Below are 15,782 nucleotides of genomic sequence, written 5' to 3'. Positions count from 1 at the left end.
ACGAAACACAAGATTTTAACCTATTCCAAATATTCATCATTTAACCACTACAGAATAACAGACATAAAAAAGCCCACTCCGAAGAGTAGGCTTTGAGTATTTATATCTGTTTAACAGCGTTACGCTTTAGGCTATTACGCTAGAGAAGCTTTAACCTGAGCGTGTAGCTCTTGAACTGAAGTTACTGACGTCTTCGCGTCTGCAGTGTGCGCCATACAAGTCGCAAATGCAGCGTTTAGCGTAGTCGTGTAGTTAACCTTCTCAGCCAATGCGCCGCGACGAAGAACTTTAGAATCTTCAATCGCTTGACGGCCAGCAGCAGTGTTCACGATGTACGTGTACTCGTTATTCTTGATACGGTCAAGAATGTGAGGACGACCTTCGTGTACCTTGTTTACTAGACGTGGGTTAATACCCGCTTCTCCAAGAATAACTGCAGTACCGTGAGTTGCGTCTAACTGGTAACCAAGCTTAGATAGCTTAGAAGCTAGGTCAACAACACGCTCTTTGTCGCCTTCACGAACAGAAAGAAGTGCACGGCCGCCTTCTGGGTAGATATTGCCACAACCCAACTCAGCTTTAGAGTATGCTTCTGCGAATGTCGCACCAACACCCATAACTTCACCAGTAGAGCGCATTTCTGGGCCTAACAGTGGGTCAACACCAGGAAATTTGTTGAATGGAAGTACAACTTCTTTCACTGAGTAGTAAGGTGGGATGATTTCTTTCGTAAAGCCTTGAGACTCTAGTGATTGACCAGCCATTACACGCGCTGCAATCTTAGCAATCGGTGCGCCTGTAGCTTTAGACACGAATGGAACAGTACGTGCTGCACGAGGGTTAACCTCGATTAGGTATACTTCGTTATCTTTAACAGCAAACTGCGTATTCATCAGACCACGAACACCCAACTCAAACGCTAGCTTTTCAACTTGCTCGCGCATTACGTCTTGGATTTCTTGGCTTAGCGTGTATGCAGGAAGAGAACATGCTGAGTCACCAGAGTGAACACCCGCTTGTTCGATATGCTCCATGATACCGCCGATAACAACACGCTCACCATCACAAATCGCATCTACGTCTACCTCAATAGCGTCATCTAAGAAGCTATCAAGTAATACTGGAGATTCGTTTGATACGCTGACTGCTTCGTTGAAGTAGCGACGCAGGTCTTGCTCGTCGTATACGATTTCCATCGCACGACCACCAAGTACGTAAGAAGGACGTACAACAAGTGGGAAGCCGATTTCGCGAGATTTCTCAACCGCTTGCTCCATTGTTGTTACGGTTGCATTTTGTGGTTGAAGCAGGCCTAGGCGGTCTACAGCAACTTGGAAACGCTCACGGTCTTCTGCACGGTCGATTGCGTCTGGACTAGTACCAATAATTGGTACGCCAGCAGCTTCAAGAGCACGAGCCAGTTTAAGTGGCGTTTGACCACCGTACTGAACGATAACGCCTTTTGGCTTCTCAACACGAGCGATCGCCAGTACATCTTCCAGAGTTACTGGTTCGAAGTACAGGCGGTCAGACGTATCGTAGTCTGTAGAAACTGTCTCAGGGTTACAGTTAACCATGATAGTTTCGTAGCCATCTTCGCGTAGTGCTAGTGAGGCGTGTACACAACAGTAATCAAACTCGATACCTTGACCGATACGGTTTGGACCGCCACCCAAGATCATGATCTTGTCTTTGTCTGTTGGATTCGCTTCACACTCTTCATCGTAAGATGAGTACATGTACGCCGTATCTGAAGAGAACTCAGCAGCACACGTATCTACACGCTTGTAAACAGGGTGTATATCGTATTGGTCACGCATGCGACGGATTTCGCTTTCCGCTACACCTAGAATCTTAGATAAGCGTGCATCAGCAAAACCTTTACGCTTAAGCTTGTTTAACTCGTCTTTGTTTAGACCAGCAAAGCCTTTCGCTTTAAGTTCTTGCTCTAGCTTAACGATGTCTTCGATTTGAACTAGGAACCAACGGTCGATTTGCGTTAGGTTGAATACACCATCTACCGACATACCAGCACGGAATGCGTCAGCGATGTACCAAATACGTTCTGCGCCAGCTTCTTTTAGTTCATGACGGATAGTCGTTAGCGCATCAGGTGCGTCTAGGTCTACCATTTCGTCAAAACCAGTCGCGCCAACTTCTAGGCCGCGAAGTGCTTTCTGTAGAGATTCTTGTTGGTTACGGCCGATAGCCATAACTTCACCAACCGACTTCATTTGCGTTGTTAGACGGTCGTTAGCACCTGCAAATTTCTCGAAGTTAAAACGAGGAATCTTAGTAACTACGTAGTCGATTGTTGGTTCGAATGACGCTGGCGTTGCGCCACCAGTGATGTCATTCATTAGCTCATCTAGCGTAAAGCCAACAGCCAGTTTCGCTGCAATCTTAGCGATTGGGAAACCTGTCGCTTTAGAAGCTAGTGCAGAAGAGCGAGATACACGTGGGTTCATCTCGATGATAACCATACGGCCATCTTTCGGGTTGATACCAAACTGTACGTTTGAACCACCTGTTTCAACACCAATCTCACGCAGTACCGCTAGAGAAGCGTTACGCATTAGTTGGTATTCTTTGTCTGTCAGCGTTTGAGCTGGCGCCACTGTGATTGAGTCACCGGTGTGAATACCCATTGGGTCAAAGTTTTCAATCGCACATACGATGATACAGTTGTCGTTTTTGTCACGAACCACTTCCATCTCGTACTCTTTCCAACCGATAAGTGATTCATCGATAAGAAGTTCGTTAGTTGGAGATAAGTCCAAACCACGACGACAGATTTCTTCAAATTCTTCTTTGTTGTAAGCGATACCGCCACCAGTACCACCCATCGTGAACGATGGACGAATGATACAAGGGAAGCCAACCATGTCTAAAACTTTGTAAGCTTCTTCCATGGTTTTCGCTGTATCAGCAGTTGGACATTCAAGACCAATTGCTTTCATTGCTTTATCGAAGCGTGAACGGTCTTCTGCTTTATCGATAGCGTCAGCCGTTGCACCAATCATTTCAACACCGAACTCTTCAAGAACGCCGTGCTTTTCTAGGTCTAGAGCACAGTTCAATGCAGTTTGGCCACCCATAGTAGGTAGAACTGCATCGGGCTTCTCTTTAGCGATGATGTTACGCACAACTTCCCATTGAATAGGTTCGATGTAAGTTGCATCGGCCATATCTGGATCAGTCATGATTGTCGCTGGGTTCGAGTTTACAAGAATAACTCGGTAACCTTCTTCGCGAAGCGCTTTACAAGCTTGAGCACCAGAGTAATCGAACTCACATGCTTGGCCGATAACGATCGGGCCAGCACCTAGAATAAGAATACTTTTAATGTCAGTACGTTTTGGCATTGTCTACTACTCCGAATTACGCTGTGTGCTGTTTGATTAGTTCAATAAAGTGGTCGAATAACGGCGCTGCGTCTTCTGGACCTGGGCTTGCTTCCGGGTGACCTTGGAAGCTGAATGCTGGTTTGTCTGTACGGTGAATACCTTGTAGAGAACCATCAAATAATGATTTGTGCGTTGCACGCAGTGTCTCTGGAAGGGTTTCTTCGTCAGCAGCAAAGCCGTGGTTTTGCGAAGTAATCATCACAACATCACGATCTAAATCTTTAACCGGGTGGTTTGCACCGTGGTGACCAAACTTCATCTTCACTGTCTTAGCGCCTGACGCAAGAGCAAGAATCTGGTGACCTAGACAGATACCGAAGATTGGTAAGCCTTTTTCTAGGAACACTTTTGTCGCTTCAATTGCGTAAGTACATGGTTCTGGGTCACCAGGGCCATTTGAAAGGAAAACACCGTCTGGGTTCAGAGCGAGTACTTCTTCTGCTGAAGTTTCAGCAGGAACAACCGTTAGGCGGCAGCCGCGGTCAACAAGCATTCGTAAGATGTTTCGTTTTGCGCCGAAGTCATAAGCAACAACGTGGTATGGCAATTCAGAGTCTGCTTTCGCTTCAGGAAGTCCACCCGTAAGCGTCCACGAACCTTGTTTCCATTGATACGCTTCTTTTGTTGTAACTTCTTTCGCAAGGTCCATACCTTTCAGGCCAGGGAATTCTTTTGCTTTAGCCAGAGCTAGAGCCTCATCAAGGTTTCCATCGTTTACTGAAGAGCCAGCTACGATACAACCGTTTTGAGCACCTTTTTCACGAAGAATACGCGTCAGCTTACGAGTATCGATATCAGCGATACCAATAACGTTTTGCGACTTAAGGTAATCAGAAAGGGATTGTTCATTACGGAAGTTAGAAGCGATTAGAGGGAGATCGCGAATCACAAGGCCTTGAGCGTGGATTGAAGAAGATTCTTCGTCTTCGGAATTGGTTCCGGTATTGCCAATGTGAGGGTAAGTAAGGGTAACGATTTGTTGAGAATAGGAAGGATCAGTGAGGATTTCTTGGTACCCCGTCATCGAGGTATTAAAAACGACTTCACCAACTGCGGAACCTACAGCGCCAATGGCTTCACCGTGAAATACTGTCCCATCTTCTAGGACGAGTAGTGCTGACTTCTTCAAGACAACCTCCAGAAATAAAAATGCATTAAAATTGATTTAATTTGCAAATCTACCTTCCTGTAACACCAGAAACTGCGTGTTTATGGAAATTAGACAAATTGGCGATATTTTAGTGATCTGCGTGATACGTGTCAACATTTAACGCAAAAGAAATTAAACATTTGTAAGGACTAATTCAATTTACACCATCAAAGCTTCAAAAGTTTAACTTTCATGCTCATTTTGTCCGAATATTACGATTTTCTAATTTTCATCCCTCATTTTAGCCAACCATAGAGTGATAAAAATATCAGCAACAAAACGCAATCGATAAATACAAAGAGAAAAGGTCGAAATTTAAAGATCTAAAACAAAAAGCACACTATAAGCATTAAAAATCGCAGTTAAATAAGAGAAAATCGACAATAAGAAGAAACTAGAGAGAGGTTTGTAAAAGGGATATTACGAAGGAAAATGTATCAAATAAAGAAAGCGCTGGCAATTGCCAGCGCATAAATATCTATTTATAGGTCATTCAAACCAAGGACGTCAGTCATGGTATAAAAGCCTGCTGGTTTATCATTTAGCCAAACTGCCGCCTTGATTGCACCATTGGCAAAAGTCATTCGGTCAGTCGCTTTATGGGTAATTTCCACTCGCTCACCGATATCAGCAAACATAGCGGTGTGCTCACCAATAATGTCGCCGGCACGAATCGTCGCAAAACCGATCTCATCCTTAGTTCGCTCACCAGTAATACCTTCACGTGACCATACGGCTACATCGTTAAGCTCATTACCCATCGCACCAGCAATCGCTTCACCCATACCAATAGCCGTGCCTGAAGGTGCATCTACCTTGTGGCGATGGTGAGCTTCAACGATTTCAACATCACAGTAATCGCCCATCACTTTAGCGGCCTTTTCTAGCAGCTTAAATACCAGGTTTACACCAACGCTGTAGTTAGGTGCCATGACAATTGGCATCTCTTTTGACGCCGCATCGATAGCCTGCTTTTCTTCTTCAGAGAAACCCGTTGTGCCGATGATCAGCTTTTTACCATGACGTTTACAAAGTTCAATATTCGCTAATGTGCTAACAGGTGCGGTAAAATCGACGATCACATCAAACTCTTCGATAGCTTTAGACAAGTCATCCACTAAAGCGACATCAAAACGACCTTCACCACATAACTCGCCGACATCAACGCCCACTAAAGATGACTCTGGACGCTCTGAACCAGCACCAACACTTGCTTCTGAATTATGATGAGCGGCTTTCACCAAGTTACGACCCATACGGCCCGCTGCTCCTGCAATTGCAATTCTTACCACTGCGAATATCTCCATTGTTTTGGTTACCGTTGCCACTTATCTCGTGCGGCAACGTTCAATCGATTAATCCCTTTAAACTAACAACAATCTCAAACTCAGGCTAGCAATTACGAAAACTCTTTTATTACTCGCTCTAAAATTGGCACATTTGCCTCTGGGAAGGGGTATTGATTCAAAGATTCTAGGTTTACCCATTCACCTTGTTGACCCTCTTTACCATAAGGCTGTTGCTCAAAGGCTGTCACAAGGATGAAATCAAACTTAAGCGATTTATCACTGTAATCAAATTCAAGATGCTCAAAGAGAGACTGTTCAGTTACCTTGATGCCAATTTCTTCATCTAACTCACGAGCCATTGCTTGTTCAATGGTTTCCCCTACTTCAACCTTGCCGCCAGGGAACTCCCAAAAGCCACCTTTGTGTTTATCGTCTGGGCGTTTAGTAATAAAGACCTGTGATTTATCTTGGTTGAAGATAATGCCCGCAACAATATGGATTCTTTTCATATGATGGTATTCCTTAATAAAACGCTTTGCTCACTCATCCCCCTCAATACGTCATCCTCAAGAAGGACAAACAACTGAGTTGAGGATCTAATACAAGAGCGTGAGTCTAACTATTAAACGAGATTCCCTACTAGGCTCGTTCCTCGCTAGAGGGAATGACGACTTACCCTTTCATCAAAAGATAAGCCACGAAATTTACATACAAAAAGAGCCGCCTAAGCGACTCTTTAATCAGAACTATATTTAGGCAAAGCTGTATTGGTTGAGAACGAGGAGGCGACGCAGAGTTTACAAGTGTAAATGAGCATCGCCGATGAAGTTATCAGCCATTACAGCAAAGCATTAGTCAATTTTACCGTGACACTGTTTGTATTTTTTGCCACTTCCACATGGGCATGGTTCGTTACGACCCACTTTACGCTCATCACGTACTACCGTTTGTGGAGATACCGCTTCAGCTTCATCGTCAGCTAACTGATTTTCAGCCACTGCATGTTGTGTTTGAGCACGACGCGCCGCTTCTTCAGCTTGAGCTTGACGTTGAGCTTCCATCTTTTCAACTTCTTCTTGTTGCTGAACGCGAACCTTAGAAAGAATGGTAACAACGTCTGTTTTCAGTACATCTAACAGGCCTTCAAACAGTTCAAACGACTCGCGCTTGTACTCTTGTTTCGGGTTCTTCTGAGCATAACCACGTAAGTGTATACCTTGACGAAGGTGATCCATCGCAGCCAAGTGCTCTTTCCAAAGACCGTCTAGCGTTTGTAGCATCACAGACTTTTCGAAGTTACGCAGTACTTGAGCACCAACCACTTCTTCTTTTTGTTTGTACGAGTCAACCGCCATACCAATAATACGCTCACGCAATGCTTCTTCATAAAGCTTGTCGTCTTCGTCCAACCAACCTTGAATATCAAAGTCTAGATCGAAGTCGTTTTTCAGGCGATCTTGTAGACCAGCGATATCCCACATGTCTTCAAGAGATTGAGGTGCAATGTACTCATCGATAACCGAAGTAAACACGTCTTCACGGTTGTGTTCGATCATTTCGCTGATGTCGTCAGAACTCATCAGTTCGTCACGAAGCTCATAAACCACTTTACGTTGGTCATTAGCTACATCATCGTACTCAAGAAGCTGCTTACGGATATCGAAGTTACGACCTTCCACTTTACGTTGTGCTTTTTCAATTGAGCGAGACAGCATCTTAGATTCAATCGCTTCGCCTTCGTCCATACCACTTTGAATAAGGCCAGCCATACGATCAGACGTAAAGATACGTAGCAGAGAGTCTTCCATTGATAGGTAGAAACGAGAAGAACCCGCATCACCTTGACGACCAGAACGACCACGTAGCTGGTTATCGATACGGCGAGATTCATGGCGCTCAGTACCAATGATGTGCAGACCACCGGACTCAAGTACTTTATCGTGGATAACTCTCCAGTCAGCTTTGATCTTATCGATCTGCTCTTGAGTTGGGTTTTCTAGCTTCTCTACCTGAGCCTGCCAGCTACCACCCAATACGATATCGGTACCACGACCAGCCATGTTAGTTGCGATAGTTACCGCGCTTGGCGTACCCGCTTGTGCAACGATCTCGGCTTCCATTTCGTGAAACTTAGCATTGAGAACGTTATGCTTAATTTTTGCTTTTTTCAGTGCGTTAGACAGTAGTTCTGATTTTTCGATAGAAACCGTACCAACCAGTGATGGCTGACCAGCCGCAACACGATCTTTAATGTCTTCAATGATCGCATTGAATTTGTCTTCTTCGGTACGATAAACCACATCTGGCATATCGTTACGAACCATAGGCTTGTTGGTTGGGATAACCACCGTTTCTAGGCCGTAGATAGACTGGAATTCGAAAGCTTCTGTATCGGCTGTACCTGTCATACCAGACAGTTTCTCGTACAAACGGAAGAAGTTCTGGAAGGTAATCGATGCTAACGTTTGGTTTTCGTTTTGAATCTTTACACCTTCTTTCGCTTCAACAGCTTGGTGTAAACCTTCAGACCAACGACGACCAGGCATAGTACGACCAGTATGTTCATCAACAATAACCACTTCGCCTTCTTCAGTAACGATGTAGTCTACGTTTTTCTCAAACAATACGTGCGCACGAAGAGCCGCATTTACGTGGTGAAGTAAGCTGATATTGGTTGGAGAGTAAAGTGTATCGCCCTCTTCCATCAATCCATTTTTAACCATTAACTCTTCAACAAATTCTTGACCGTTTTCAGTCAGGTGAACCTGTTTAGATTTTTCGTCCATGGTGTAGTGACCTTCACCACGGTACTCTTCTGAATCTTCTTTATCTTGACGCTCTAGAGAAGGGATCAGCGTATTAATGCGCGTATAAAGATCTGAGCTATCTTCAGCAGGACCAGAGATAATTAACGGAGTACGAGCTTCATCGATTAAGATTGAGTCAACTTCATCGACTACAGCGAAGAAACGTTCACGCTGAACTCTATCTTCAGCACGGAAAGCCATGTTGTCACGCAGGTAATCAAAACCAAACTCGTTGTTTGTTCCGTATAGGATATCGGCTTGGTACGCTTCTTTCTTCTCTGGCGGAGCCATATTTGGCACGTTCACGCCAACTGTCATGCCAAGGAATTCAAATAGTGGTCGGTTTGTTTCCGCATCACGCTTCGCTAGGTAATCGTTCACCGTTACAACGTGAACACCTTTGCTTGGTAGGGCGTTAAGATAAGCTGGTAGAGTTGCGGTAAGAGTTTTACCTTCACCAGTACGCATCTCTGCGATTTGGCCAGCATTTAGAACCATGCCACCAATCAACTGCACGTCAAAGTGACGCATGCCGTAAACACGTTTAGACGCTTCACGTACTGTAGCAAATGCTTCAGGTAAAAGTTGATCTAGCGATTCGCCTTTATCTAAGCGCTCACGAAACTCAACCGTTTTAGCTTTTAACTCTTCATCAGAAAGTGCTTCTAACGTTGGTTCGTAGTTATTAATTTCTTTTACAATTTTTCTAAGGCGGCGCAGTGTTCTGTCATTGCGACTGCCAATTACCTTTGTCAGCAGCTTAGTAATCATGTGCTTGGAATCTCTTCGTTCTCAGATCGTCCGCGATCTATTTTAAATGCCGTCAGTCTCTACTAGCTATGAACTAGTCTTCAGTTACTAACCAAGGATACTGAGATAAATCTAGTATCTTTGATATTGTACTTGAGAGTAGAGTTTTCAAGGCTTGAGTTAAAATTAATGCTCTCTAGTGTAAGTAATTTTCACACTAACGACCATTTATAACCCCATTTGTTTGATGTGCTTGGAACTTTTCTTTCTAATTGCTGACGGATTAGCCAGACTGCAGTCTATTGGTAGACAACTTTCGGATGTTGACGACACTGTATCTGGAAAATAGATACAAAAAAACCAGGTCAATGACCTGGTTTTCGAAATCTTATATTGTTGTAAGCAACAATTACGCTAAAACCATACCTGGTTCAGCAAACGCAACTGGAGAGCCTACTTCTTCTTCGAATGTTGCCCATTCCCAAGCTTCTGCGTCAGCAAGTACTGCACGTAGTAGTTGGTTATTTAGGCCATGACCTGATTTGTATGCACGGAACTCACCAATAATAGCGTGTCCACACATGTAAAGGTCACCAATCGCGTCTAGTACTTTATGAGTTACGAACTCATTGTCAAAACGTAGACCTTCTTCATTAAGAATTCGGTACTCGTCAAGTACGATAGCATTATCAAAGCTACCACCAAGTACTAGATTTTGGGATTGTAGATACTCAATATCACGCATGAAACCGAAAGTACGAGCGCGAGAAATTTCTTTCACAAAACCTTGTGAAGAGAAATCAAACAACAAACGTTGCTCATCAGATTCAATCGCGGGATGGTTAAAGTCGATCTCAAAGTCCATGCGGAAGCCGTTAAATGGGACGAATTCTGCCCACTTATCGCCATCTTCAAAACGGATAGGCTTTTTGATTCGAATAAAACGCTTCGCTGCATTCAGTGTTTCTACACCTGCTTGCTGTAGCAAATATACGAATGGGCTTGCGCTACCATCCATAATTGGGATCTCTGGTGCATCAACCTCAACAATAATGTTGTCGATACCCATACCCGCTAAAGCTGCGTTAAGGTGTTCCACTGTAGAAATACGTACGCCTTCGTCGTTAACAAGAGCAGTACATAACATAGTGTCACGAACTGATGCTGGATCAGCTGGGAAATCTACAGGTGGATTTACATCAGTACGACGATAAACAATACCTGTATTTGCAGCTGCCGGGCGAAGAGTAAGTGTGACTTTACGACCAGAGTGGAGACCCACACCAGTTGTTTTCACAATTTCTTTCAGAGTACGTTGTCTGATCATCTGCTTGCCTCGTTATCAGTGCTACAAATCACGGTCAGTATTTACCGACCGCGAATTTTACCATTAATTCAACGATAGTCAAATTTTGGGTATTTGTTAATCAGCCTGACGTCGTAAGAATGCTGGAATATCTAAGTATCCACTCTCTTTCTCAGCTTTAGGTGCAGCACTCTGGCTAGCGCCTGTACCTGAAGAAACAGGTGACGTTGTTGGCTGTGGCTTAACTTGAGGTTTAACCTCAGTTTTCTCTTGCAATGGCTGTGCCATTTTCTCTTCCACTTTTGGTGCAGTTTGAGCTGCAACTTGTGGTTGAGGCGTTGGCGCTACTTTAGCCTTGCCACCAGCAACTAATGTAATGTCTGGTTTTTTCTCTGTTCCGATACCTGTTGCAACAACAGTTACACGGATTTCATCCGTCATGTCAGGGTCTAGAGAAGTACCAATCACGACAGTTGCGTTATCAGAAGCGAATGCCTTAACTGTATTACCCACAGTTTCGAATTCATCTAGACGCATGTCCAGGCCTGCAGTGATGTTCACAAGAACGCCACGCGCACCAGCTAGGTCGATGTCTTCTAGTAGTGGGCTAGAAATTGCCGTTTCAGCAGCTTCTTCAGCACGGTCTTCACCTTTTGCGATACCGCTACCCATCATTGCATGACCCATCTCAGACATTACAGTGCGAACATCCGCGAAATCGACGTTAATCATACCAGGGCGAGTAATTAGCTCTGCGATACCTTGTACAGCATTTTTAAGCACATCATTTGCACTTGCGAAAGCTTCTAGCAGTGTTACGCCACGGCCAAGTACTTTAAGTAGCTTTTCATTTGGAATCGTAATTAAAGAATCCACATGCTTAGAAAGCTCTTCAATACCTTGCTCTGCAAACGCTAAACGTTTTTTGCCTTCAAAGCTAAATGGCTTAGTTACAACAGCAACTGTTAGCACACCTAGCTCTTTCGCAACTTCAGCAATAACTGGAGCAGCACCTGTACCCGTACCACCGCCCATACCAGCTGCGATAAATACCATATCGGCGCCAGTTAGAACTTCTTTAATTCTTTCTCGATCTTCGAGAGCTGCATCACGGCCTACTTGTGGGTTTGCACCAGCGCCCAAACCTTTAGTGATATCACCACCAATTTGGATCACGCTGCTCACGCTTGTTTTACGAAGTGCTTGGGCATCAGTGTTAACACTGATGAATTCTACGCCTTCGATTGATTCACGTACCATGTGCTCAACAGCGTTACCGCCACCGCCACCAACTCCAACGACTTTAATTACTGCATCGTCAGACATTTCCATCATCGGTTCAAACATGTGTTATCTCCGTTTTTTCCTGCAACTCAGGTTAAAACTCTTTTTGTATCCAATTACGCAATTTGCCAAACAAGCCTGACATAGAAGGTGCTGAACGCTTAGGTTCGCTGTAATCACCTTCATCACTTATCTGACAATCTCTTGCGTAATGAAGTAAACCAACCGCCGTAGAATGATACGGCTCTTTAACATAGTCAGTTAAGCCACTAACTTCTAATGGCTTACCAACTCGAACTTGATTGCGGAAAACGCGTTCCGCACACTCTACCAATCCGTCAATTTGTGCCGCTCCACCAGTGAGAACGACGCCAGCTGCAAGGTGGTGTTTAATACCTTCATCGCGTAGCTGTAATTGAACCGTATCAATAGTTTGGTTAACGAGCCCCATAAGTTCAGTGTAACGTGGTTCAATCACTTCCGACAAAGTTTGTCGTTGCAAACTTCTCGATGGGCGACCACCAACACTTGGGACGTTAACAGAGTCATCCTTGCTTACGAGTTCACTCAGAGCGCAACCATGGTTTACTTTTATCTCTTCAGCATCGCTCACTGGCGTGCCGAAAGCGAAGGCAATATCACTGGTTACTGCATTTCCTGCGTAGGAAAATACTTCTGTGTGTCGAAGCGCGCCGCCAGTCCATATGGAAATATCCATTGTACCCGCACCGATATCTACCACACACACTCCAAGCTCTCTCTCGTCTTCAGTAATTACCGCGTTACTTGAGGCAAGTCCTGAAAACACGATCTGTTCTACTGTAAGACCACATCGTTCAACAGCTTTAATAATGTTTCTCGCCATGTCGCTATGGCAAGAAATTAGGTGAACACTGACTTCCATTCGAACACCAGATAAGCCAAGTGGGTTCTTAATCCCTTCTTGATAATCAATGGTAAATTCTTGTGGGATCACGTGCAGAATTCTCTGCTCATCACCTATTTTAATTGATTTCGCGGTATGGATCGCTCGATCCATATCATCTTGAGACACTTCTTCATCTGAAATAGTGCCCATGCCTTTTTCAATTCGGCTTGCGATATGTTTGCCCGATAGCGAGATAAACACATTGCTGATTTGGCATTCCGCCATCAACTCTGCTTGATCAATAGCTCGCTGAACCGACTTAACTACCGACTCTAGGTCGTTTACACCACCTTTATCCATACCTCTAGATGGGCTTTGCCCTGATCCAATGATATTGATTTGACCATCAGGCAATATTTCACCAACCAGAGCTGATATGGTCGCAGTGCCTATATCAAGACCAACGATTATGTTGTCATCTGCGGTCTTAGTCATCTGTGCTCTCTTCTAACTCTTGCTCTGGAAACCAGCCTACAGCGGCTCCCGTATCATACCTGAGGTCGATGTAGCTCACTTGATTCGCCTTACTACCTAATTCGTTGTAAAGCGAAATGAAGCGTTCAACACGCTCATCTAAAGAATCTTTACCTAGTTCTAAACGGATACCGTTATCTAGGATTATTTGCCACGCGCGACGCTCATTGAGAACGAGCGAGGTAACGGTTAACCCTAGACTATTAATCAAAGGAGTTATCTGTCGCCATTTTTCTATCACTTCTTGGCTGGTGCCGTCTGGGCCGTAAAGCTTGACTCGATCGCCCTTTAATAGGCCGATATCACCATTAAACACCTGACCATCGTCATTAAGCAGCATGTTACCGTTCCAGATTGCTGCTGCATGATACTCAGTCAAAAATACTTTTATTGTGTCTGGCCACTGTTTACGAATTGAGACAACAGACACCCAAGGCAATGCTTCTAAACTGTTTTGCAACACACCAATGTCCTGTGACATGAATGTTCCAATATGCTCAAGCTCGCCAAAGGCATGCTGAACATCACCAGCCGTTACATAAGTTAAGTCGCCCTGAAGTACTATTTTGGAAAGAGGCAATCGCTGATCGTCCCACATCCAAGTCAGTGTGGTATAGAAAAGAAACCCAATGAATAGCAGCACCACAACAAAAAAAGACCCGCCTAAGGCGTGTTTCTTGAGCGACGGTAAACTGAATAGGTGGCGGTTTTCGCTAAAAGTACTTTCTACCAAAGCCCGCATTCCCTGTCGTTGGTTCGCAATTCTATTCCCTATCTTCGTAATAGAGGTAAAAGCACTTACTTTAACCTATGAATTATACTGAGCAAAATCAAACTATCAAACGTTGATAATAAGATTTTTGGTCAATTTTAGGTCAATCGCAAGAAGTGAGCGATCAACCACAGTCTGTAGACGGTATTCTGTTACGCGTTCTGCATTTTATTAATGTCTAATTGTAACGATTCAAGCTGCTTCGCTACACGGCCAACATCACCTGCACCCTGCGTTAAAACAAGATCACCACCTTGAATTACGTTAGCAAGAGCCGACGGCAGCGCGTTGATATCAGCAACAAAGATTGGATCTATCTTACCACGACCACGAATAGTTCGACTTAACGAACGCCCGTCCGCACCTGCAATAGGTTTCTCACCTGCCGAGTACACATCTAATAAAATTAGAACATCAACCTGCTCAAGAACGTTAGCAAAGTCATCATACAGATCGCGAGTACGGCTATAACGGTGAGGTTGGAAGATCATCACAAGACGTTTGTCAGTCCAGCCGCTGCGTGCAGCTTGGATAGTAACATCCACTTCAGTTGGGTGATGACCATAATCATCAACCAACATTGCAACGCCTTTACCGGTTTCGTACTCACCTAAGTGATCGAAACGACGGCCTGTGCCTTCCGTTCCTGCCATCGCTTTTAGAATTGCTTCATCACTGATGTCATCTTCAGTCGCAACCGCAATTGCAGCTGATGCATTTAGCGCATTATGACGGCCCGGAATGTTCAATGTAATATCAAGGTTAGCTTTGCCTTCACGTACCACAGTGAACTTGCCTTGTTGCCCTTCTTGTACGTAATTTTCAATACGGATATCAGCATCTTCTGAGAAACCGTAAGTAATCACTTGGCGACTCACCTGAGGAATAAGCTCACGTACAACAGGATCGTCAACACACATCACAGCCTGACCATAGAATGGCAGGTTGTGTAAGAAATCAATAAACGTCTGCTTTAACGTTTCAAAATCACCGCCATAGGTATCCATATGATCCGCTTCAATGTTAGTCACAATACTAACCATTGGTTGCAGATGCAGAAATGACGCATCACTTTCATCAGCTTCAGCGATAAGGATACGACTTGAACCTAAGCGAGCATTAGTGCCTGCACTTTTCACCAAACCACCGTTTACGAAAGTGGGATCGAGGCCTGCTTCCGAGTAAATCTGTGTAACTAGCGCTGTGGTCGTTGTTTTACCGTGCGTACCAGCCACGGCAATACCGTGACGAAAACGCATCAGCTCAGCCAGCATTTCCGCACGACGAACAATCGGTGTACGCGCTTCACGAGCAGCAACAATCTCTGGATTTTCTTCGTTGATAGCGGTTGAAACCACCACTACACTTGCATCAGCAACGTTACTTGCTTGGTGGCCAATGTAAACTGTCGCCCCCTTGCTAACTAAACGATCAGTCACTGGGTTTTGAGCAATATCAGAACCCGTGATCTGATAGCCTTCATTTAGCAAGACTTCAGCAATCCCGCTCATTCCAGCACCACCAATACCAATGAAGTGGATAGATTTAACACGGCGCATTTCTGGCACCATTGCACGGATTTGCGCTAAGTCTTGGGTATGTTCAATCGTCATCA

The 15,782-nt window shown here is 44.5% G+C and carries 10 protein-coding genes; all 10 read right to left on the bottom strand.

The features are described 5' to 3' along the window. Positions 1-134: 134 nt before the first annotated feature. Entirely contained in the window at positions 135-3,365 is a 3,231-nt protein-coding gene (carB, locus tag IQO02_RS04430; RefSeq protein ID WP_010434761.1) for a carbamoyl-phosphate synthase large subunit, read from the bottom strand. Between the two features lie 16 nt (positions 3,366-3,381). After that, positions 3,382-4,536: a glutamine-hydrolyzing carbamoyl-phosphate synthase small subunit gene (carA, locus tag IQO02_RS04425; protein WP_016787587.1), complete on the bottom strand. Its 1,155-nt coding sequence runs from the start codon at positions 4,534-4,536 to the stop codon at positions 3,382-3,384. Between the two features lie 503 nt (positions 4,537-5,039). Further along, positions 5,040-5,864: a 4-hydroxy-tetrahydrodipicolinate reductase gene (dapB, locus tag IQO02_RS04420; RefSeq protein ID WP_016783966.1), complete on the bottom strand. Its 825-nt coding sequence runs from the start codon at positions 5,862-5,864 to the stop codon at positions 5,040-5,042. A 92-nt stretch (positions 5,865-5,956) separates the two neighbouring features. After that, positions 5,957-6,355, bottom strand: coding sequence for an 8-oxo-dGTP diphosphatase MutT (mutT, locus tag IQO02_RS04415; protein ID WP_016783967.1), 399 nt, complete (start codon positions 6,353-6,355; stop codon positions 5,957-5,959). Positions 6,356-6,697: 342 nt separating this feature from the next. Continuing rightward, positions 6,698-9,424: a preprotein translocase subunit SecA gene (secA, locus tag IQO02_RS04410; protein ID WP_016767751.1), complete on the bottom strand. Its 2,727-nt coding sequence runs from the start codon at positions 9,422-9,424 to the stop codon at positions 6,698-6,700. Between the two features lie 388 nt (positions 9,425-9,812). Further along, positions 9,813-10,730: a UDP-3-O-acyl-N-acetylglucosamine deacetylase gene (gene lpxC / locus IQO02_RS04405; protein WP_010434751.1), complete on the bottom strand. Its 918-nt coding sequence runs from the start codon at positions 10,728-10,730 to the stop codon at positions 9,813-9,815. A gap of 96 nt (positions 10,731-10,826) precedes the next feature. Further along, complete coding sequence (gene ftsZ / locus IQO02_RS04400; protein WP_010434749.1) at positions 10,827-12,056, bottom strand: cell division protein FtsZ; 1,230 nt, start codon at positions 12,054-12,056, stop codon at positions 10,827-10,829. Between the two features lie 31 nt (positions 12,057-12,087). Further along, on the bottom strand, positions 12,088-13,356 hold the full coding sequence (gene ftsA, locus IQO02_RS04395; RefSeq protein ID WP_010434747.1) for a cell division protein FtsA: 1,269 nt from the start codon (positions 13,354-13,356) through the stop codon (positions 12,088-12,090). Then, complete coding sequence (locus IQO02_RS04390) at positions 13,349-14,128, bottom strand: cell division protein FtsQ/DivIB (RefSeq protein WP_010434745.1); 780 nt, start codon at positions 14,126-14,128, stop codon at positions 13,349-13,351. The genes ftsA and IQO02_RS04390 overlap by 8 nt, the downstream gene beginning before the upstream one ends. Positions 14,129-14,319: 191 nt before the next feature. Then, complete coding sequence (gene murC, locus IQO02_RS04385) at positions 14,320-15,780, bottom strand: UDP-N-acetylmuramate--L-alanine ligase (RefSeq protein ID WP_010434743.1); 1,461 nt, start codon at positions 15,778-15,780, stop codon at positions 14,320-14,322. Between the last annotated feature and the right edge of the window lie 2 nt (positions 15,781-15,782).

Origin of the sequence: Vibrio sp. OPT24, assembly GCF_015163545.1 — a bacterium.
In the GTDB taxonomy this organism is placed as follows: domain Bacteria; phylum Pseudomonadota; class Gammaproteobacteria; order Enterobacterales; family Vibrionaceae; genus Vibrio; species Vibrio cyclitrophicus.
The sequence above is the reverse complement of the archived record's forward strand: the minus strand, read 5'-3'. Positions and strand labels throughout refer to the sequence as shown.